Origin of the sequence: Arthrobacter sulfonylureivorans, from assembly GCF_022637435.1 — a bacterium.
GTDB lineage: Bacteria > Actinomycetota > Actinomycetes > Actinomycetales > Micrococcaceae > Crystallibacter > Crystallibacter sulfonylureivorans.
The window spans coordinates 1,262,384-1,281,146 of the sequence record NZ_CP093326.1; the positions used below are offsets into that span (position 1 = coordinate 1,262,384).

Sequence of the window (18,763 nt, forward strand, 5' to 3'; positions counted from 1 at the left end):
GCGCTGCGCTTTTTGGGGGCTGTCGACCCAAACAGAATCCGTCGTCGGGTCGGACCCAGAAAATGGGCCTGTCTTCATCTACAGGTGAGTAACTTCCTGGTTGTGACCGCCCCTGTACGACGGTGTCAGCGCAGCACCACTCAGCCCTGTCGCAGCCGGGGCTGCCGGCGTAGGCTTCGGCTGTGCCGGCTCTGTCCGCGGGGTCCGTCCGCCCGGCCGGCAGCGCCTGCAAAGGAGTTCGCCATGACTGTTCTCGTCCAAAATCTTGTGCCCGGCCTGACCCGGGAACAGTACGAAGGCATCGCCGCCGCTCTCAGGGACAAACTCATGGGCACCCCCCGGATTCAACGCCCATTACGCCTATGAGAGCGAAGGCGGAATAACCGTTGTGGAAATTTGGGAGACGGCCACGCAGCACGACGCCTGGTTCGACAAGAATGTCAGGCCAAACCTGCCGGTGGAGGTCAGCCCGGAGAAGCACGAACTGGCGAACAAGATGACAGCCTAGCGCTGCTCGATCTCGTAGCGAAAGGCTTTGCGGGTCAGTTCCGTGGTGGGACATCGACCAAATATTCACAGAACGGCACCGGGTAGCCGTGGCACGGTTCCCGACCGCCACGGCTACCCGGGTTGCAGCAGCATTCCACCCCGGTCCGTTGTCTTCGGCCTCGTAAGGGGCCACCATGAAAGGACCCACCATCGAAGGAGCAGCCATGGACAGTTCGGCCTATGGAATCGTGCATTTCTTCCCGGAAGGCACCAAGGAGCAGTACGAGGCGGCAATTGCCGCAGTGCATCCGGGCGAGGGACGGATGCCTGCCGGGCAGATTTTCCATGCCGCCGGGGCATCCCCGGGTGGATGGACGGTCATGGCGGTTCACGAATCGAAAGAGAGCTGGGAACAGTTCCGGGACAATATTCTTATGCCGCGGTTCCAAGAGGGCATCCAGGGAGGATTCACCTCCATGCCCGAGGAGACAGTGGTCGACGTCTACAAACTCCTGCCCTAGAGCACAGTGCGGTCCGGGATTCGCCGCAAGGCGTTCCCTTGCACAAGATCCGCACCCACCCGGCCGGGGACTGCCAGCACATGTTAGATACGGCTGAAAAGTTGACGCCCTACACGGCGGCCAGTCCATGGAGCCACGTGCGGTTTGAGCGGTGTTCACCGGTGACTTTCGACGCGCCTGCGAGTCTGACCCGCAACCGCGGCGTGGGAAGTCAGATTCTCGGGAAAATGGGGATGAGGACTCCGATCATGCGTGAACGATCTCATCCGTGCTCCGGCCTGTCGCACGCTCCCGTGATCTGTCCGATCTACAAAGGTAAGTAGGTCACGGAACGTGGTGTAATTCCGCTTGAATGTTTAGCTGATTCGAGTTCCGCCGACGGAGGCTCTGTCCTGGACTGGGATGCGTTGTTGTCAGGTCCCCGACATTCCGTCGTTCGGACTGCGAAAATGGCTTTCAGGGCACCTTGAAGTGTGAAGCTCTAGCCAATCCTTTTGCGCTGCCGTGGCCTGGCCACCCAGGACACGGTGCCGTGGCCTGGCTTACCGCGGCGGAGTCATTCTCCGAGCCATCACAATCCGGCTCAAGGAATTTAGGCGACACGCCCTGACGTTTGCCGCCTGCCTCACAAGCTCAGCATGGGACCACGCGCGGAGCGGCCACTTCGCCGAACTTGAAGGACCAATGGCCCGGGAAGATCTAGCGGCCGGATTCCTTGACCAGCAGAGCACGTTCCCAGAAGCTCGGTCCGACAGGTTCATGGAAGTCGCTCCGAGCGACCAGGTAGCCCTCGCTGTTCACGGTGATCGGCAGTTGCGGCAGCGGTCGGAATGCCGGGCCGAAAATCACCTTGCATTGCTGCGTCACGTCGAAGGTGGACTGGTGGCAAGGGCAGAGCAGATGGTGGGTGTGCTGCTCGTACAGGGCCACCGGGCAGCCGACGTGCGTGCAGATCTTGGAATAGGCAACGATGCCGTTGTAGGCCCAGTCCTCCCGGCCGGGACTGGGATGCAGATCCGCCGGGTTCAGCCGGACGAGCAGGACCACTGACTTGGCTTTTTCGACGAGCTTGCCTTCGGACAGTTCGTTCAGGCCTTCGGGGATGACGTGGAAGATAGCGCCGAAGGTCACGTCCGAGGCCTTGATCGGCGTGCCCTCGGGGTCGCGGGTGAGGCGGACGCCCTTGGACCACAGCGTATGTCCCAGGACCTCCGGGTCGAGGTTCTTGGACAGGTCCCGGAAGATGCCGATGGCCGGCAGGATGGCCAGCGCCCCGGCACCGATGAGGGTGTTGCGGATCAGTGGCCGGCGCTTGATGCCGGACTCGTCAAGGACCTGGCCGACGATCTGCTCCGCGTCCCCGCGGTCCTCTTCGGTGCGGACCTCGTGGCGTTCCTCGGCCACCTCATGATCCGGCATCAGGGTCTTCGCCCAGTGCACGATGCCGACGCCGATGCCGAGCATCGAGAAGGCGATGCCCATGCCGAGCAGCAAGTTCTGTAGGCGCAGCGTGGAAATCGTGGTGGATTCATCCAAGGGGATGGCAAAGTACCCGACGAAGAAAAGCAGGGTTCCGATCACTGAAATTGCGAAGAGAATTGCAACCTGTCGCTCGGCACGCTTTTCGGCCCGGGGATCCTTATCGGCAAGGCGCGGGCGGTGGGGAGGTAGTCCAGGATCCTGGAACTTCTCCACCTGGCCCTGGCCAGCCGTAGCAGTGGTGTCCAGGGTGTTCGGGTTCCGGTCACTATGGTCGCCCATGATCCCTCTCATCCTTCCCCATCTATGACTCTAAGAGTGCGTCTGTGTTATTTCAATGGTTTCCCCGGCGACCACTGGGCGAGCCACCGGACGGAAGATCTAGGATCACCGCTGGGCCAGCCGGATCGTGAAGGCGATGTGGGGAGGTTGCGAACAGGGAGGCGGATAGGCGCTAACGTTGGCCGCCGGCCCCAACGCGAGCTCGCGGGAAGCCGCGGGCGCTAGGGCTGGGTGTGCGCCCCTACCAGGACCAGCAGGGTCAGTACTGGAAGCGGGCTTGCAGTACTGGCCAGGTTCCGGCCGGCGGTCGGGCGGGCGATCCGCTGCACAGCTGGGTCAACCCGACGTCGGTCGTCATGGGTCTGCTCGCCGTATCCGTGACGGCCTACGTCGCCGCGGTACTGCTCACCTGGGATGCCGGTCGCCTCTCCGACGAGGCGATGGTCGGCTACTTCCGCGTCCGCGCCGTGGCGGCCGGGGCGGTAGCTGGAGCCGTCGCGCTGGTCGGTCTTTTCGTCGTACGCAGCGAAGCCAGCTACGTCTTCGGAGGACTCACCTCACGCGCCCTGCCGCTGGTGATCATCTCGGCGGTCGCCGGGATCGGCGCGCTTCTCCTGCTCCGAGGCCAACCCCACCGCGGAGGGCGGCTGGCTGCGATCGCCGCGGCCGGCGCCCTTGTGCTGGCCTGGGGCGTCGCACAGTGGGACTACCTGCTGCCCGAAACGCTGACGGTCTCGGCGGCCGCTGCGCCGTCAGGCACGATCACGGCCGTGCTGGTCGCGGCCGGTCTCGCTGTGCTGCTGATCGTGCCGGCCTTCATCTTGTTGTACGTGCTCGACCAGCGCGGACTGCTTCCCGAAGAAGGCGTCGACGACTAGCCCGACCGGGGCTCCGGGGTCGTCCGTGCTGACTTCACTGACGAGGTGGCACGCAAGCGAGCCATTGACCGGGGTATCGACTGGACGATGGCAGATCGGATAACAACTGAGCGAGTTCTGGTGCTCGGTGGCGGGCTGGCCGGGGTGGCCTGAGCGCTGGAGCTCGGAGAAGGCGTTAGCACCAGCTATTTTCAAGAGGTTATTCGGCTACGGAACGTGGTGGTGGCGTTCCGCTTCAATGTTTAACGATTAATTTTGCAGTGCAACAACGTAGCTCAGTCGACTGAAGTCGACTGAGCTCCTTTGTTTTGTGTCCGCACAACGAGCAATGGCTAATCGGCATCCAGGCGCATAACCGCTGACACCGCGCTTCGCCTCGGGCGCTGCTTCGAGATTCACTGCCAGTTTTGGTTAAACCTGCAGGACGGTTACCTCCCGGCCAGGGAATTACTCTTCCGACACCTTGCCCACTTGCTTTGCTGGCACCCCAACGACCACTGCCCCCGCGGGCACGTCCTTTGTGACGACCGCACCCGCGCCGACTACTGCCCCATCGCCAATCGTCACGCCCGGCAACACCGTTACGTTGGCCCCGAACCACACGCCCGAGCCGATCACGACGCGGGCCGGGTGCATGTCGGCTCGTCGGCTCGGCAGCATGTCGTGGTTCAACGTCGTGATGACGGCGTTGTGGCCGATGAGGGACCCATCGCCGATTTCGATCCCGCCCTGGTCCTGAAACCGGCAGCCGCTGTTGACGAACACATCCGAGCCGAAACGGATGTTCTTGCCGAAGTCAGCGCTGAACGGAGGGAAGAGCTGGAAGGACTCGGGGACCTCGCGCCCGGTCAACTCACTTATCAGGGCCCGCACCTCGCCGGGGGAGTGGTACCGCCCGTTGAGCTCGGCGGTGATGCGCAGTGACTCCTGGCTCGCAGCGTGCATAGCCTCATGGTGCGGCGATCCTCCTGGAATCGTCTCACCGGCGTTTAGTGCAGTCAGAAGGTCGTCGAGTCCGCGAATTTCGGCCATGTGCACACGATATCGTTCCCTTGGCTGCACCTGAGTGCCCATCTGAAGGGAATTCAACGGAGGCCCTTGAATTGCTCGACCGCAGACAAACTCTTGTGACCGAATTGCCGCGAGACGTGTTGCCGGGACGACCTGGCTGCGAGGCCGTCCCGTAGGACCCGTGCTCCGAAGCCCCTGGCGCTGGTGGGTATGTGAGGTTCTTCGGCTACGGAACGTGGTGGAGTTCCGGTTTAACGTCTGAGAGAGAGCCCAGAGATCGGCGCAAGCAGGCAGGTCATTCGGGGGTTGGGCGCCTGCGGTTGCGTTTGGTCTCGGAGCGCAACCGTTTTCCTTCGAGCCGACGACGCCGCGAGCCACTCGTCGGCCGGCTTGGCCGCCGGACGACAGGGGGAGCCACTGCGTCTCGCAGGACTGTGGCGAGGCGTTGCCTGGCCGCAGTCCTGTTTCGTCGCTGGGAGCGGTGCTCGGAGGCGCTGATAGTTAGCACCGTGCCCGAGATTCTCGCGGAGAGCCGCTCGAGGGCGCGTTCGCGCTGGACTTCGCTCAGCGCTGTTGTCGTGCCGAGATCGAGACTGAGTTGCACACGTGAGTCGGCGGTGTTGACGCTCTGGCCGCCCGGGCCGGAGGCGCGGGAGAACTGCTCGACCAGCTCTCCCGCCGGGACCCGGAGGCCGCGGGGCGCGCCGGGTCCCGGGGGCACATGCAGGTCGTCCACAGGATTATTGTCCCCCAGCCCGGAAGCGGTTGCCGCGATCAGTACCTGTCGGCAGTCAAAGCTAAAGCCAGGTTTCGCACATGACTGCGTGTCGAACCTGAGGTTGCTCGGCTACGGAGCGTGGTGGAGTTATGCGGCGCGTGGCCGGTAGGGGGCTTCTCTTCAGCACTCCCGGCTCGTTAGCATGGCGCGCATGGCCATCAAACTGGAGAACGTCGGTATCGCCGTTCGCGACCTCGAAGCAACGATCGCCTTTTTCACCGACCTCGGTCTGACGGTTATCGGCCGTGACACGGTCAGTGGTGAGTGGGCCGACACCGCCGTCGGACTTGATGGCAACCATGCCAAGATCGCGATGCTCCAGACCCCGGACGGTCACGGCCGGCTCGAGCTTTTCGAATACATCCACCCCCAAGCGATCGAGTTGATGCCCACTCGCCCCAACGAGATTGGCATGCACCGCGTCGCTTTCTCGGTAGATGATTTGGACAAGGCCCTGGCGATTGCCGCGAAACACGGCTGCCGTCCGCTTCGCGGTGTGGCGACTTATGGGGACGTCTATAGGCTCACCTACGTCCGCGGTCCCAGCGGCATCATTGTGATGCTTGCTGAGGAACTGAAGAAAAACTGACCGCCGATTCGCCAAGTCCAGTGCGAGGCCCTTCCCGTCAGCCCATCGGAGGAGTCAGGCCGTACCGGGCGATGATGTCCGGCAGCCACGGAGCCTCGCCGAACTGGAGGCCGTACTCGGCTGCCAGTTTGCCGATGGCCTCCGGATCGAATGGTGCCCCGGCTTCGAGCTGGTCGGCCACACCCCAGAAGAAGTGCTCAAAACCGGCGGGACTGATCACTTCGATCATCCTCGCTGGAATCTTGCCTGCGTTCCACATGGTGTGCAGTTCGCCGCGCGGCTTCGTGATGTAACCGCCGGCGCCCAGCACCGCTTCGCGCTCGCCGGAACGGAATCCGATCTCGCCTTCCAAGACGATCGAATACTCATCCTCACGGGTGTGCATGTGCGGCGGAACCAACGCCCCAACCGGGAACGGGTGCTCCACGATCGAGATCTGCTCGTTGGTGTGTTCGCCGAACAGTTTGAAGACAACCCCGATACTTCCTAGGCTGCCTTGGCGTCCTGCCCCTGGCTGCACGACGGTGAGCCGTGGAGCCTCCTCGCCGCCCATGACAGGCCACCCCTTCTAATTCGATATACAGTGGTGTATATCGAATTGTCCAACCGCAAAGGGATCGGTGTCAAGGCTTTGAGTGAACAGCAGCGTTCAACCAAATCGCGCCGTTATCAGATGACTAAGCGGGCCGAGCAGGTGGACACCACGCGTCAGCGTATCGTCGACGCGGCTGTGGCCCTGCACGGTGCCGTGGGCCCTGCCCGGACGACGATTGCCGGCATCGCCGAGCGGGCCGGAGTGACGAGACTGACGGTCTACCGGCATTTCGCCGACGGCGAGGCACTGTTCTCTGCCTGTTCCTCGCATTGGCTGTCACAGCAGCAACTACCGGATCCAGCTGCTTGGTCCGAGCTCCCAGACCCGCTGGAACGACTCCACGCTGGCCTGACGGATCTCTACCGGTTTTATCGCGGTGGCGAGTCGATGCTCGCGCGTATCTATGCCGACTGGGATGCACTCCCGGACAGACGCCGCATAGAGCTCGAGGAACGCAACAAGTTTTTCCGCGATGCACTGCTTGAGCCGTTTCCGGCGTCCGGCAGGAGCGATCAACTGTGCGCCGTCGTCGGCCACGCGGTCTCGTTCTGGACGTGGCGGTCCCTCTGCCACGACAACGGGCTCTCCAATCGGGACGCCGTCCAGGCCATGACGGCCCTGGCAGCAACGACGGCCGGCGAAGGTCAGCGGTAGCCCATTCCCTGCCCGCACGCGGTCTGCGGAACCCAAGGTGCCGGCCCTCGACGTCCGCCCAGGGCAACGATGAGATCAGTCGGCCCAGGCAGCAACACATCGGATCGCTAACGCCGGTGCGCCAGGTTGCGTCCTATCGACGGAATGTCAGGTGGACTGTGCCGCTCTCGGCCGTCTCGGTGGTGACGTCGTAGTCGGATTCGAAGCCGCGCAGGTCGTCCCAGAGGCGGACGCCGCGGCCGAGGATGATCGGCGCGATCGCGACGTGGAGTTGGTCGACAAGCCCGGCCTTCAGGAAGTCGCGCACGACGCTCGCTCCGCCGCCCACGCGGACGTCCTTGCCACCGGCGGCTTCCAGCGCGCGGTCGAGCGACTCCTGCGGCGTGGCGGAAAGGAAATGGAACGTCGTGCCGCCGGTCATTTCGATCGACGGACGGGTGCTGTGCGTGAGCACAAAAACCGGGACACGGAACGGGGGCTCGTCGCCCCACCAGCCTCGCCAGTCCGGGTCGTCAGGGAAGTGGTGCAGGCCGAACATCCCCGCGCCCATGATCTCTGCGCCGAGCTCAGTGAAGTACGCCTTCGCATACTCGTCGTCCACTCCGGTAGTACCCTGGCCCGAGGTGTCGTGTAAGACGCGTTCGCGGAAGGTCTTGGTCGCGGCGTACGCGCCGACCAGGCGAGGCCAGTCTTCGCCCATCGGGTTGTCGGGGGTCTGCCCAGTCGTCGTCGCGAATCCGTCGAGCGAGATGTTGAGGTCAACGCGAACGGCCATCGGTACTCCAAGTCATGAGTGCTTGTAGATTGCAATCACCATACTGGAGGCTCCGAGCTCGTCAAGGAGGATCTCGTGAAGCCGCGTTCCGGTTGCTGGATCAATGCCGATGTGGCCTCATCGATCTGCAGTCCTCGAACCAGCGCAACCGGGGAGGCGGGAAGCGTCCTCGCGTGCAGCCGTCCGGGCGGCAGCCCCGAGTGGACCAGCAAAGCCGCAGCGCCTCGATCACCTGCCGGGGAGTGAAGCGGCGGCGGAGCGGACAGCATCTTTGATGAGTCAACGCGGGCTCTTGACATGGCAGATGCGCGGTCTGCATTCTGGGCGGAGGTGCTCCATAGATATTCCACAGGCTAAGCAGTCATGCGGCCAGAGTGGCAGGAAATCGTGAAACGTCACCTCCAAAGACAGGCAGGTAGCCGGCGCAGTATCTTGGGCATGGCCTCGGTGATAGCGTTCCTGTTGGTCGTCGGGTGGGGCATGTTCTTCGCCGTCGTATTACCTGGGCAGTACGAAGTGGCCGACCGGGCGCCTTTCGGCCTCGGACTGGCGTTTACGGCATTCATCCTGGGGGCGCGCCACGCGTTTGACGCCGACCACATCGCGGCGGTGGACAACACCACGCGCAAGCTGGTGGGGGAGGGCCGCCGGCCGGTGTCCGTAGGGTTCTGGTTCGCCTTGGGGCATTCGACCGTTGTGATCGTTGCTGTCACGCTGCTTGCCGCCGGGCTGAATAGGTTGGCCGACCAGATTTCCGACGGCGATTCGTTGCTCGCGTCTATCACCGGAGTTTGGGGTGTGATCGTCTCCGGACTGTTCCTGCTGCTGATCGGTTCACTGAACCTGTATTCGCTCATCGGGATCGCCCGCGTATTCCGCCAGCTCAGGATTGGCGAATACAACGAAGCTGAAATCGAGGAGCTGCTGCAACACCGCGGCCTCCTTAACCGGGTATTGGCACCGCTGTCCCGACAGATCGACCGGCCTTGGAAGATGTATCCCATCGGTGTGTTGTTCGGGCTGGGGTTCGATACGGCAACGACGATTGGGTTGTTTGTGATCGGAGGCAGCGCCGCCCTGACCGCCCCCTGGTATGTGGTTCTCGTCCTGCCGGTTTTGTTCACCGCCGGCATGACTTTGTTCGACACGCTCGATGGCATCTTCATGCACCGGGCCTATCAATGGGCCTACGCGTGCCCGGTCCGGAAGGTGTACTACAACCTTATGGTCACCGGCACCTCCGTCATTGTGGCTTTCCTCGTCGGCGGGGTAGGACTGTTGGGACTGGTGGCCGAGAGAATGCAGGTAGAGAGCGGTCCCGTTGCCTGGGTCGCTTCCGTGAATCTGGAAAACTTCGGCTTCCTGATCTGCGGGCTGTTCGCGGCAACCTGGCTGGCCGCGGCCGCGTACTGGAAACTGGGCAAAGTCGAGGCCCGCTATTCGCTGCCGGACTAACTATCAAAGACGCGACGCTAGGCAGCCATTCCCACGTGATTCTTCGATAGCAGCTACGCGGGCAGCTTTGATGAGTCAACGCCGATGGTTGCGCATTGTCCCTCACGCGCCTATCTTGGAGTTCACGAGGTGGCAGACCCATGCATGAGCTCTCACTTACGGAAAGCCTTATCGACGCCGTCCTGGAGCGAACAGGTGATCGGCAGGTTACCCTCGTGAATCTTCGCATTGGGGCGCTCTCGGGTGTGCTTCCGGACGCTATGCGCTTCTGCTTTGAAGTCGCCTCCGCCGGCACAACACTGGCCGGGGCGCAGCTGAAGATCGATGAGCCCCGCGGCCAGGGTCGGTGCCGCAACTGCAAGCGTGATTTCCTGCTAGAAGACCTGATTTTGTTGTGCCCCTGCGGCAGTGCCGACGTGGAAGTCCTCGGCGGCCGTGAACTTGCGGTGACATCGGTGGAGGTGGCATAGATGTGTACCACCTGTGGCTGTGGAGACGCAGAAAACACGCGGGTTTCGGGCCTCGAGATTGCCTCGGCTGGCCACGACCATCCGCATCCCCACAGCCATCCTCATGAGCATGCCCATGAACACGCCCACGGGCATGCCGCCAGCGGCCCGCAAACCATTCTGCTTGAGCAGGATCTGCTCGCCAAAAACGACCTGCTGGCCGCCCGGAACCGCGGCTGGTTGGAGGGCCGGAGCATCCGCGCCCTCAATGTGATGAGCTCGCCCGGCGCTGGCAAGACCACGCTGCTTGTCAGGACACTTCAGGAACTAGGCGACAGGCTGCAGGCCGGCGTTATCGAAGGCGACCAGGAAACGTCCCTGGATGCCGACCGGATCCGTGCGCTCGGGCGGCCTGTCATCCAGATCAACACGGGGGCTGGCTGCCATCTCGATGCCGACATGCTCCGCCGAGGACTCGATGCTCTGGACCCGGCCATGGATTCGACGGTGTTCATCGAGAACGTCGGCAACCTCGTCTGTCCGGCGCTCTTCGACCTTGGCGAAGCCGCCAAGGTGGTGATCATTTCGGTGACGGAAGGTGATGATAAACCCCAGAAGTACCCGCACATGTTCATGGCGGCCGACTTGGTGATCGTCAATAAGTCGGACTTGTTGCCCTACGTGGATTTCGATACCAGTGCGTGCCTGGAGCGCATCCGCCAGCTTAATCCGCGGACCGAATTTATGGTCGTTTCGGCCACCACCGGCGAGGGGCTGCCCCGCTGGTATGAGTGGCTCGAAGGCGACTCACCCGAGCCGGAACCCCTGACCGGGTCACTGACTACAGACGCTCACTGAGTCCTTCAAGGGCTCTGAAGGAGGCACCGATGCCTACCGAAACTTCCTTGCAGGCCGAAGAAGCACTCATCCACGTGCTGTGGATCAACGCGGGGCTCAGTTGCGACGGAGATTCGGTCGCGCTGACGGCGGCCACCCAGCCCAGCGTCGAGGAGATTGCGCTCGGCGCGCTGCCCGGGTTGCCCAGGATCGCTATGCACTGGCCGCTGATCGACTTTGAGTGCGGGCCCCAGGAAGGGGCCGACGACTTCCTCGAGTGGTTCCGCAAGGCGGACCGCGGCGAACTGGAGCCGTTCGTCCTGGTGGTCGAGGGCTCCATCCCGAACGAGCAGCTCCACGATCCCGGCGGCTACTGGTGCGGCTTCGGCAATGATGTGGAGACCGGACAGCCGATCACCACCAGCGAGTGGCTGGACCGGCTTGCGCCGAAAGCCACCGCGATCATCGCGGCCGGTACCTGCGCCACGTACGGCGGCATCCATGCGATGGCCGGCAATCCGACCGGTGCCATGGGAGTGCCGGATTATCTGGGTTACGACTGGAAATCCAAAGCGGGCATACCCATCGTCTGCGTCCCGGGATGTCCCATCCAACCGGACAACCTCTCGGAAACCATCACCTATCTGCTCTACCAAGCTACGGGACAGGCACCGCCGATTCCGCTGGACGAGGCGCTGCGCCCCACCTGGCTGTTCGGCAAGACGGTCCATGAAGGCTGCGACCGCGCCGGTTACTACGAGCAGGCCGACTTCGCCACGGAATACGGGTCGCCGAAGTGCATCGTCAAGCTCGGCTGCTGGGGACCCGTGGTCAAATGCAACGTCCCCAAGCGCGGCTGGATGAATGGCCTCGGCGGCTGCCCCAACGTCGGCGGCATCTGCATCGGATGCACGATGCCGGGATTCCCGGACAAGTTCATGCCTTTCATGGACGAGCCGCCCGGCGGCAAGCTGTCAACCAACGCCGTCCGCCCCTACGGTGCGGCGATCAAGGCCTTGCGAGGCATCACGGCCAACACGCTGGACAAGGAACCCAAGTGGCGCCGGCCCGGACGTGAACTCCTGACCGGTGCCCGGCGCACCTGGTAACCGACCGGCTACTTCCAGACAAGGCGAAGCAAAATGACCTCCACAATTCCAACGCCTTCCCAGAGCAGCACAGGCGGCAACAACCTGGTGGAGATGGCATGGGACCCCATCACCCGGATCGTCGGCAGCCTCGGCATCTACACCAAGATCGATTTCGAGAACAACCAGGTTGTCGAGTGCCGCAGCACGTCCTCGATCTTCCGCGGCTACTCCTTGTTCATGAAGGGCAAGGATCCCCGCGACGCCCACTTCATCACCAGCCGGATCTGCGGCATCTGCGGCGACAACCATGCCACCTGCTCCTGCTACGCCCAGAACATGGCCTACGGCGTGAAACCCCCGAATCTGGGCGAGTGGATCGTGAACCTCGGCGAAGCGGCCGAGTACATGTTCGACCACAACATCTTCCAGGAGAACCTCGTCGGCGTGGACTACTGCGAAAAGATGGTCTCCGAAACCAACCCCGGCGTGCTGGCGAAGGCGGAGAACACCCGCGCCCCGCACGAAGCTGACCACGGCTACCGTACGATCGCGGACATCATGCGCTCGTTGAACCCGTTCACCGGCGAGTTCTACCGGGAGGCCCTGCAAGTCAGCCGGCTCACGCGTGAGATGTTCTGCCTGATGGAGGGACGCCACGTCCACCCGTCAACGCTCTACCCGGGTGGCGTCGGCACGGTGGCGACCATCCAGCTCATGACCGACTACATCACCCGGCTGATGCGCTACGTCGAGTTCATGAAGAAGGTTGTGCCGATGCATGACGACCTCTTCGACTTTTTCTACGAGGCCCTGCCAGGCTACGAGCAGGTGGGCCTGCGGCGCACCCTGCTCGGCTGCTGGGGTGCCTTCCAGGATCCGGAGTTCTGCAATTTCGAGTACAAGGACATGACGGACTGGGGCCGGAAGATGTTCGTGACGCCCGGCGTCGTGGTTGACGGAAATCTGGTGACCACTGACCTGGTGCGGATCAACCTCGGAATACGAATCATGCTCGGCTCCTCGTACTACGAGGATTGGGAAGGCCAGGAGATGTTCGTGACGCGGGATCCGCTGGGCAATCCGGTGGACCGCCGGCACCCATGGAACCAGCACACCAACCCGAAGCCGCAGAAGCGCGACCTGGCGGAGAAGTACAGCTGGGTCATGTCCCCGCGCTGGTTCGACGGCACGGAGAACCTCGCCCTGGACACCGGCGGCGGTCCGCTGGCCCGGCTCTGGTCGACGGCGCTGGCGGGGCTGGTCGACATCGGATACATCAAGGCCACCGGCCACAGCGTGCAGATCAACCTGCCCAAGACCGCGCTGAAGGGGCCGGTATCCTTCGAATGGCACACCCCGCAATGGAGCAACACGCTGGAGCGCAACCGGGCTCGGACGTACTTCCAGGCCTATGCCGCCGCGGCCGCACTGCATTTCGCCGAGCAGGCGCTCGAAGAGATACGGGCCGGAAGGACCAAGACCTGGGAAACCTTCGAGGTCCCCGACGAGGCCTTCAGCTGCGGCTTCACCGAGGCCGTGCGCGGCGTGCTTTCGCATCACATGGTGATCCGCGACGGCAAGATCGCCAACTACCACCCGTACCCGCCGACCCCGTGGAACGCGAGCCCCACGGATTCCCAGGGCATCTCCGGGCCGTATGAGGACGCGGTCCAGGGGCAGCCCATCTTCGAGGAGAACGACCGCGAGCATTTCAAGGGGATCGACATCATGCGCACGGTGCGTAGCTTCGACCCCTGCCTGCCGTGCGGCGTCCACATGTACCTGGGCAAGGGGCAGACCTTGGACAAACTGCATTCACCAACCCAGACGATGACCGGCGAGTGACCTGCCATGCCAGCGGGGGAGCAGCCACGCCAGATCGGTGACCGCATCGGCACGCTTTTGGACGCGCTCGGGGCTGGCGGCGCCGTCGCCCGCGGACGCGCGGAGGATCTGGTCCGCGAGGTGGCTGACCTGTACGGAGCGGGGCTGGAACGGCTGCTGGAAATCCTCAAGGACCGCGGAGCGCTAGATCCCGCCACCATGCAGGCGCTGACCTCGGATGAGCTGGTGTCCGCTGTGCTGCTCATCCACGGGCTGCACCCGCAGGACCTGCAGACCAGGGTTGCCGCCGCGCTGGACAGCGTCCGCCCCTACCTTGGTTCACACGGCGGCGACGTGGAACTGCTGGAAATCAACGACGACGGCGTGGTGCGGCTGCGCCTGTTGGGCACCTGCCAGGGGTGCCCGTCGTCGTCCGTCACCCTCAAGTACGCGGTCGAGGATGCGATTGAAGCGGCTGCCCCGGAAGTGGCGGCGATCGAGGTCGTCGAGGCCGAAAGGACCGCCGCCTCGCCGGCCGTGATCCCCGTGGACGCGCTGCTGGTCCGGCTGAACCGGGAAGCCGATGGTTCCGGGGACCAGCCAACGGGTTCCTGGGAGCCCCTGCCCCAGCTCGCCGAGCTGGAACCCGGGGAGGTTGCGGGCTTCCTGGTCGGCGGCGGGTATTCCCTTCTGGCTTGCCGGACCGGGCAGGACGTGTATGCCTACCGCGACTACTGCCCGCGGTGCACCCGCTCGCTGGAAGGCGCGACGCTGCAGCGTGCACTCGCGGCACCGGTCGGCGGTGGCCTGCTGCGCTGCCCGTCCTGCCGCAGCCACTTCGACGTGCGGCAGGCCGGTGCCTGTCTGGAGGACAAGGCCATGCATCTGGATCCGCTGCCCCTGCTCAGCCGTGGCGGCGTGATGTGCGTGGCCGTCCCGGTGTCCGCCGGGCACGGAGGCTGAGATGGATATTGCGCTGCTGCGCAGGATCGCAGCCACCAAACCTGCCCCCGCGGGCGAGCGCTGCGAGATGTGCGGCGAGCCCATTACGGAAGAACACCAGCACGTCGTCGATGTGGAAAGCCGCGGCATGCTGTGCACCTGCCGGCCGTGCTACCTCCTCTTCATCGATGCCGACGCCCGGCTCCGCTACCGCGCCGTCCCGGACCGCTACCTCTCCTTCCCCGACTTCGAGCTCGGCCCCGGCCAGTGGGAGGAGCTCGAAATCCCGGTGGGCCTGGCCTTCTTCTTCTACAGTTCCAAGTTGGAGCGAACGGTCGCCTTCTATCCGGGTCCGGCGGGAGCCACCGAATCCGAACTTTCGCTGGAGGCGTGGGGAGCGGTGTTGGCGCGCAATCCGCACCTGTCCGTCGCCGCCGCTGATACGGAGGCGCTGCTGATCCGCGGTCCTGGACCCGAGCGGGCACAGGCGGACTGCTACTTGGTTCCGGTGGACGCCTGCTACGAACTGGTGGGCCAGTTGCGCCGTGTGTGGCGCGGGTTCGACGGCGGGCAGCAGTCCCGCGAGCAACTCAGGATGTTCTTCAACCAGGTCCAGAGCCGGTGCCGGCCGGTTCACGAGGAGGACCGGGGCGGCGCCGGGCCGGGGGAGTTGCCGTGACCGATTTGTCCTTCACGGTCCTCGATATCCAGCCCGAGCCCTACTCGGCGGCCCCCCAGCTGACGGCCCGGCTGCGCGTCACCGAGTCCAGCGGCGCCGTCGTCCATGCGATCGCGCTGCGCTGCCAGGTCCGCATTCTGCCGCAGCGGCGCGGCTATGGCCCGGGCGAGGAACCCGGGCTGCTGGATCTCTTCGGCGAGCGCGGCCGCTGGCCCTCGACTCTGAAGTCCTTCCTGTGGCTGCGGTGCAGCGCCCTGGTCCAGGGCTTTACCGACAGCACTGACGTGGATCTGCCGCTGCCCTGTACGTTCGATTTCGAGGTCGCGGCATCCAAATACCTGAACGCCCTGCAAGAGGGCATGATCCCGTTGGAATTGCTGTTCTCCGGCACCGTCTTCACCAGAGGCCAGACCGGGTTCACGGTGGAACAGGTTCCGTGGGACCTCGAGGCTTCCTACCAGCTGCCGGTGGAGGCGTGGCGCCGGCTCATGGACCTGCACTTCCCCAACACCGGCTGGCTCCGGCTGCACCGCGAGGTGCTCGCATCGTTGGCCCGTTTCAAGGCGGCCCGGGGGCTCACCTCCTGGGAAGCGACCGTGGAGGCGCTGCTGGCCGGCGCCACCGCAAACGTTGTGGATGAGCCGCCGCGATGAACATGGGACTGAGTCTGGCACGCGCCGTCGCCGATGCTGTTCTCTACGAGGGGTACCTGCTCTACCCGTACCGCGCGTCGTCCCGGAAGAACCAGGCGCGCTGGCAGTTCGGTATCCTCGGCCCACCCGGCGCCGCGGTGGCGGGGATCGGTGAGGAACCGGACATGTCCGCGGACTGCCTGCTCACGGCTGGCCGGAACGCGTCACTGGAGGTGCACCTGCGCTTCCTCCAGCTGCAGACCCGGACCGTGGAGGAAAAGGGCGACGACGGCGCGTTCGGGGCCGTCGGACAGCTCACCCTGGGTGCCAACCAGTGGCTGACCTGGGACGAAGCCGTGGAGCAGGAAATTGTTCTGGGTCCGTTTGCCCTGGCTGACCTGGCCGGCCCGCAGGGAGACGGGCTGGCACTGCCGGTCGACGTGCCGGCCGGCCGGGACACGGAGCTGCTCACCGACAGCGTCGGGCAGATTGCCGGGCGGCTAGAGCGCCGCCGTCGTCGGCTCCGCGGAGAGGTCAGGCTGACCGCGAGGCCACACGCCGACGGGGTCATTCGGCTGCGTGTCACCGCGGAAAACCTCGGTCCGGCTACGGACACGCCCGGAGCCGCAGACAAACAGGACGCGATCGCCTTGTCCTTCATCGGAACCCACGCTCTGCTGACGCTGCAGGACGGGGATTTCCTCTCCCTGCTCGAGCCTCCGGAAGCGGCAGCAGCCGCGGCGCGGTCCTGCACGCAGCACCGTTGCTGGCCGGTCCTCGCCGGACCCGAAGGCCAGACCGACGTGCTGCTCATCTCGCCCATCATCCTCTACGACCATCCCGCCGTCGCCCCGGAAAGCTCGGTGGAGCTGTACGACTCGACGGAGATCGACGAGATCCTCACCCTGCGGGTGCTGACCCTGACGGAAGAGGAAAAGGCAGAGGCCCGGGCCACCGATCCGCGGGCGGCAGCGGTGATCGACCGCTGCGCCGCGATGTCGCCCGAGCAGCTGCAGCAGCTGCACGGCGTCCTGCGCGATCCCCACGCCCCGGCCTTCCCGACGCTCACCGAAGAGCCGGTGGCCGGATCAGGGGACACCAGCGGATCCGAGAGCCTTCCGTGGTGGGATCCCGCAGCGGACGCCAGCGTCCATCCCGACGAGGACGCCGTGCTGATCGGCAGCGTTCCGGTCGCCCGCGGCAGCCGGGTGCGGGTGAAACCGGGCCGGCGGGCAGATGCCCAGGATCTCTTCTTCGCCGGCCAGTCGGCAAGAGTCACCAGCGTCCATTTCGACGTCGACGGCAGCACTCATATCGGCCTGGTCTTCGAAGAGGACCCTGCAGCCGACCTGCACGAGGGCTACGGCCGATCCTTCTACTACGCGCCGGACGAACTGGAGCCTCTTGACCCTGCCCCGTCCGGCCGACAGATCGAACCCCGGCACGGAAGGGAAAACCAATCATGAGAGCAGTAGGCATAGTGGCCACGGGCGTGCTTTCCGCCGTCGCGCTCGGCCTCGTCTACGTCGGGCTGCGGTCGCTCCCGGACATCCGGCGCTACTTGAAGCTGAGCCGGATGTGAACACCCGGCTCCAACCGCGCGCACCCGCCGGCGATACCTCCGCGGATCTCACAGGACGGACCCTGGTGGCCGGCGTCGGCAACATGTTCCTGCGCGACGACGGCTTCGGCCCGGAGGTCGCACGGCGCCTGGCCGCAGCCGCGGCCGGCCAATGGCCCGGAGTGCAGGTGGTCGACTATGGAATCCGGGGGATGCATCTGGCGTACGACCTGCTGGCCGGCGTGGACGCACTGGTCCTGGTGGATACCGTCCCTCCCGATCCGCACGATGCAGAACCGGGCAGCATCCGGGTCCTGCACGTCGGTGCCGAAGACCTCGCGGAAGCCGGGCCGCTGGATCCCCATGGCATGGATCCCGCCGCGGTGTTGAACCGGCTGCGCTCCCTCGGCGGCAAACTGCCGCCAACCTACGTCGTCGGCTGCGTGCCGGCCGATACGACGGAAGGCATCGGGCTCTCGCCAGCGGTAGCGGCCGCCGTCCCGAAGGCGATGGCTGCCGTCGTCACACTCCTCGAAGGAAACGTTTCCCATCCCACCTAAGGAGGTACCGCGATGTGCCTAGGAATACCGGGGCGGGTCATCGAGCTCGTCGAAGGTTACGGCGGCCAGCTCGCCCTCGTGGATGTTGCCGGGGCGGAGCGGAAAATCAACATCGGGCTGCTGGACGACGGCCCGCCGGAAGTCGGCAGCTGGATCCTGATCCACATGGGCTTCGCCTTGAAGCGGGTGGATGAAGAGGGCGCGGAGGAGGCGATGACCGGCCTCGAATTGATGGGGCAAGAGCGGGATTCCGGGGACGGGTTGCCCTAGACCGCGCTTGCTGGAATTCGAACAGCACCGTCTATCGAGGAGGAGAGACCATGTCCGAGGAACAACCGTCCGAGTCCGGTGAACAGCGCGGGCACGAGACCGACCGGCAGGGCAACGACAACAAAGGCACCGCCCGCGCCTGGGGCAGCGAGCCTCCGGCGAAAGAACCGGAGCAACCCGGCCAGGAGGAGACTCCCGCCGACGCCAAGATGGCTCCGGAAGGGGTCGGCGCGAGCATGACCCGCGGCGGCGAAGAAGTGGTGGAGCAGGACGGCAAAGAGCCAGGCCGGGAGGACACCGGGACCAAGGGACCGTCCGGGCGTCCTACGGGCACGTCGACGACCCGCGATTCCTCCGGCGTCGACACCGATGACGCATCGGGGGAGGCCGCTCCACAGGCACCGTAGCCTCT

Annotated in this window: 23 protein-coding genes; 18 read left to right on the top strand and 5 right to left on the bottom strand. The window is 64.7% G+C overall.

Translation table 11 applies throughout. From position 1 onward, the window contains the following. The first annotated feature begins 243 nt into the window (after positions 1-243). On the top strand, positions 244-366 hold the full coding sequence (locus MNQ99_RS19010) for a hypothetical protein (RefSeq protein WP_277883606.1): 123 nt from the start codon (positions 244-246) through the stop codon (positions 364-366). A gap of 317 nt (positions 367-683) precedes the next feature. Next, positions 684-1,010, top strand: coding sequence for a hypothetical protein (locus tag MNQ99_RS06170; protein WP_241914807.1), 327 nt, complete (start codon positions 684-686; stop codon positions 1,008-1,010). Positions 1,011-1,709: 699 nt separating this feature from the next. Here the strand turns inward: MNQ99_RS06170 and qcrA are convergent. Beyond that, positions 1,710-2,771 (bottom strand): cytochrome bc1 complex Rieske iron-sulfur subunit, encoded by a 1,062-nt coding sequence (qcrA, locus tag MNQ99_RS06175; protein ID WP_241914808.1) that lies wholly within the window; start codon positions 2,769-2,771, stop codon positions 1,710-1,712. 233 nt (positions 2,772-3,004) lie between these two features. On the opposite strand from qcrA, the gene MNQ99_RS06180 reads away from it, so the two are divergent. Beyond that, positions 3,005-3,649, top strand: a complete 645-nt coding sequence (locus tag MNQ99_RS06180) for a cytochrome d ubiquinol oxidase subunit II (RefSeq protein WP_241914809.1) — start codon at positions 3,005-3,007, stop codon at positions 3,647-3,649. A gap of 447 nt (positions 3,650-4,096) precedes the next feature. On the opposite strand, the gene MNQ99_RS06185 is transcribed toward MNQ99_RS06180, so the two are convergent. Both MNQ99_RS06185 and arfB read right to left on the bottom strand, forming a co-directional pair. Continuing rightward, positions 4,097-4,681, bottom strand: coding sequence for a DapH/DapD/GlmU-related protein (locus MNQ99_RS06185; protein ID WP_127511233.1), 585 nt, complete (start codon positions 4,679-4,681; stop codon positions 4,097-4,099). A gap of 274 nt (positions 4,682-4,955) precedes the next feature. Continuing rightward, positions 4,956-5,396 (bottom strand): alternative ribosome rescue aminoacyl-tRNA hydrolase ArfB, encoded by a 441-nt coding sequence (gene arfB / locus MNQ99_RS06190; protein ID WP_241914810.1) that lies wholly within the window; start codon positions 5,394-5,396, stop codon positions 4,956-4,958. Between the two features lie 193 nt (positions 5,397-5,589). On the opposite strand from arfB, the gene MNQ99_RS06195 reads away from it, so the two are divergent. Next, complete coding sequence (locus MNQ99_RS06195; RefSeq protein ID WP_241914811.1) at positions 5,590-6,027, top strand: VOC family protein; 438 nt, start codon at positions 5,590-5,592, stop codon at positions 6,025-6,027. A 37-nt stretch (positions 6,028-6,064) separates the two neighbouring features. Here the strand turns inward: MNQ99_RS06195 and MNQ99_RS06200 are convergent, their stop codons facing one another. After that, complete coding sequence (locus tag MNQ99_RS06200) at positions 6,065-6,580, bottom strand: cupin domain-containing protein (RefSeq protein ID WP_241914812.1); 516 nt, start codon at positions 6,578-6,580, stop codon at positions 6,065-6,067. Between the two features lie 33 nt (positions 6,581-6,613). Between MNQ99_RS06200 and MNQ99_RS06205 the strand changes: the two genes are divergently transcribed. Next, the gene (locus MNQ99_RS06205) at positions 6,614-7,276 is read left to right on the top strand and encodes a TetR/AcrR family transcriptional regulator (protein ID WP_241914813.1); all 663 of its coding nucleotides are present in this window, start codon (positions 6,614-6,616) and stop codon (positions 7,274-7,276) included. A 133-nt stretch (positions 7,277-7,409) separates the two neighbouring features. Here MNQ99_RS06205 and MNQ99_RS06210 read toward each other — a convergent pair whose 3' ends face one another. Beyond that, entirely contained in the window at positions 7,410-8,051 is a 642-nt protein-coding gene (locus MNQ99_RS06210; RefSeq protein ID WP_241914814.1) for a dihydrofolate reductase family protein, read from the bottom strand. A 438-nt stretch (positions 8,052-8,489) separates the two neighbouring features. Between MNQ99_RS06210 and MNQ99_RS06215 the strand changes: the two genes are divergently transcribed. The 13 genes from MNQ99_RS06215 to MNQ99_RS06270 all read left to right on the top strand — a co-directional run bounded on the left by MNQ99_RS06215 (position 8,490) and on the right by MNQ99_RS06270 (position 18,758). Beyond that, entirely contained in the window at positions 8,490-9,506 is a 1,017-nt protein-coding gene (locus MNQ99_RS06215; RefSeq protein ID WP_241914815.1) for a HoxN/HupN/NixA family nickel/cobalt transporter, read from the top strand. A gap of 140 nt (positions 9,507-9,646) precedes the next feature. Beyond that, complete coding sequence (locus MNQ99_RS06220) at positions 9,647-9,976, top strand: hydrogenase maturation nickel metallochaperone HypA/HybF (protein WP_241914816.1); 330 nt, start codon at positions 9,647-9,649, stop codon at positions 9,974-9,976. Beyond that, positions 9,977-10,813 carry a hydrogenase nickel incorporation protein HypB gene (gene hypB / locus MNQ99_RS06225; RefSeq protein ID WP_241914817.1) on the top strand — a complete coding sequence of 279 codons (837 nt, stop codon included), beginning with the start codon at positions 9,977-9,979 and terminating at the stop codon, positions 10,811-10,813. 29 nt (positions 10,814-10,842) lie between these two features. Beyond that, on the top strand, positions 10,843-11,901 hold the full coding sequence (locus tag MNQ99_RS06230; protein ID WP_241914818.1) for an NADH-quinone oxidoreductase subunit B family protein: 1,059 nt from the start codon (positions 10,843-10,845) through the stop codon (positions 11,899-11,901). 33 nt (positions 11,902-11,934) lie between these two features. Continuing rightward, positions 11,935-13,728, top strand: a complete 1,794-nt coding sequence (locus MNQ99_RS06235; protein ID WP_241914819.1) for a nickel-dependent hydrogenase large subunit — start codon at positions 11,935-11,937, stop codon at positions 13,726-13,728. A 6-nt stretch (positions 13,729-13,734) separates the two neighbouring features. After that, positions 13,735-14,670 (top strand): NifU family protein, encoded by a 936-nt coding sequence (locus MNQ99_RS06240; RefSeq protein ID WP_241914820.1) that lies wholly within the window; start codon positions 13,735-13,737, stop codon positions 14,668-14,670. A gap of 1 nt (position 14,671) precedes the next feature. Continuing rightward, positions 14,672-15,328, top strand: coding sequence for a DUF5947 family protein (locus MNQ99_RS06245; protein ID WP_241914821.1), 657 nt, complete (start codon positions 14,672-14,674; stop codon positions 15,326-15,328). Beyond that, the gene (locus MNQ99_RS06250; RefSeq protein ID WP_241914822.1) at positions 15,325-15,981 is read left to right on the top strand and encodes a DUF6084 family protein; all 657 of its coding nucleotides are present in this window, start codon (positions 15,325-15,327) and stop codon (positions 15,979-15,981) included. The genes MNQ99_RS06245 and MNQ99_RS06250 overlap by 4 nt, the downstream gene beginning before the upstream one ends. Then, positions 15,978-17,426, top strand: a complete 1,449-nt coding sequence (locus MNQ99_RS06255) for a hypothetical protein (protein ID WP_241914823.1) — start codon at positions 15,978-15,980, stop codon at positions 17,424-17,426. The genes MNQ99_RS06250 and MNQ99_RS06255 overlap by 4 nt, the downstream gene beginning before the upstream one ends. Next, entirely contained in the window at positions 17,423-17,542 is a 120-nt protein-coding gene (locus MNQ99_RS19160) for a DUF6893 family small protein (protein WP_422387498.1), read from the top strand. The genes MNQ99_RS06255 and MNQ99_RS19160 overlap by 4 nt, the downstream gene beginning before the upstream one ends. Then, complete coding sequence (locus tag MNQ99_RS06260) at positions 17,539-18,081, top strand: hydrogenase maturation protease (RefSeq protein ID WP_241914824.1); 543 nt, start codon at positions 17,539-17,541, stop codon at positions 18,079-18,081. The genes MNQ99_RS19160 and MNQ99_RS06260 overlap by 4 nt, the downstream gene beginning before the upstream one ends. Before the next feature lie 12 nt (positions 18,082-18,093). Then, positions 18,094-18,351 carry a HypC/HybG/HupF family hydrogenase formation chaperone gene (locus MNQ99_RS06265; RefSeq protein ID WP_241914825.1) on the top strand — a complete coding sequence of 86 codons (258 nt, stop codon included), beginning with the start codon at positions 18,094-18,096 and terminating at the stop codon, positions 18,349-18,351. A gap of 50 nt (positions 18,352-18,401) precedes the next feature. Beyond that, complete coding sequence (locus MNQ99_RS06270; protein ID WP_241914826.1) at positions 18,402-18,758, top strand: hypothetical protein; 357 nt, start codon at positions 18,402-18,404, stop codon at positions 18,756-18,758. Positions 18,759-18,763 lie beyond the last annotated feature (5 nt).

Bases quoted from the DNA above. Each gene is read 5' to 3' on its own strand.
- MNQ99_RS06265 (WP_241914825.1), top strand. From the start codon at position 18,094: ATGTGCCTAGGAATACCGGGGCGGGTCATCGAGCTCGTCGAAGGTTAC.
- MNQ99_RS06270 (WP_241914826.1), top strand. From the start codon at position 18,402: ATGTCCGAGGAACAACCGTCCGAGTCCGGTGAACAGCGCGGGCACGAG.
- MNQ99_RS06220 (WP_241914816.1), top strand. From the start codon at position 9,647: ATGCATGAGCTCTCACTTACGGAAAGCCTTATCGACGCCGTCCTGGAG.
- qcrA (WP_241914808.1), bottom strand. From the start codon at position 2,771: ATGGGCGACCATAGTGACCGGAACCCGAACACCCTGGACACCACTGCT.
- MNQ99_RS06200 (WP_241914812.1), bottom strand. From the start codon at position 6,580: ATGGGCGGCGAGGAGGCTCCACGGCTCACCGTCGTGCAGCCAGGGGCA.
- MNQ99_RS06235 (WP_241914819.1), top strand. From the start codon at position 11,935: ATGACCTCCACAATTCCAACGCCTTCCCAGAGCAGCACAGGCGGCAAC.
- MNQ99_RS06230 (WP_241914818.1), top strand. From the start codon at position 10,843: ATGCCTACCGAAACTTCCTTGCAGGCCGAAGAAGCACTCATCCACGTG.
- MNQ99_RS06255 (WP_241914823.1), top strand. From the start codon at position 15,978: ATGAACATGGGACTGAGTCTGGCACGCGCCGTCGCCGATGCTGTTCTC.
- MNQ99_RS06240 (WP_241914820.1), top strand. From the start codon at position 13,735: ATGCCAGCGGGGGAGCAGCCACGCCAGATCGGTGACCGCATCGGCACG.
- MNQ99_RS06245 (WP_241914821.1), top strand. From the start codon at position 14,672: ATGGATATTGCGCTGCTGCGCAGGATCGCAGCCACCAAACCTGCCCCC.
- hypB (WP_241914817.1), top strand. From the start codon at position 9,977: ATGTGTACCACCTGTGGCTGTGGAGACGCAGAAAACACGCGGGTTTCG.
- MNQ99_RS06210 (WP_241914814.1), bottom strand. From the start codon at position 8,051: ATGGCCGTTCGCGTTGACCTCAACATCTCGCTCGACGGATTCGCGACG.
- MNQ99_RS19010 (WP_277883606.1), top strand. From the start codon at position 244: ATGACTGTTCTCGTCCAAAATCTTGTGCCCGGCCTGACCCGGGAACAG.
- MNQ99_RS06185 (WP_127511233.1), bottom strand. From the start codon at position 4,681: ATGGCCGAAATTCGCGGACTCGACGACCTTCTGACTGCACTAAACGCC.
- MNQ99_RS06195 (WP_241914811.1), top strand. From the start codon at position 5,590: ATGGCCATCAAACTGGAGAACGTCGGTATCGCCGTTCGCGACCTCGAA.
- MNQ99_RS19160 (WP_422387498.1), top strand. From the start codon at position 17,423: ATGAGAGCAGTAGGCATAGTGGCCACGGGCGTGCTTTCCGCCGTCGCG.
- MNQ99_RS06170 (WP_241914807.1), top strand. From the start codon at position 684: ATGAAAGGACCCACCATCGAAGGAGCAGCCATGGACAGTTCGGCCTAT.
- MNQ99_RS06215 (WP_241914815.1), top strand. From the start codon at position 8,490: ATGGCCTCGGTGATAGCGTTCCTGTTGGTCGTCGGGTGGGGCATGTTC.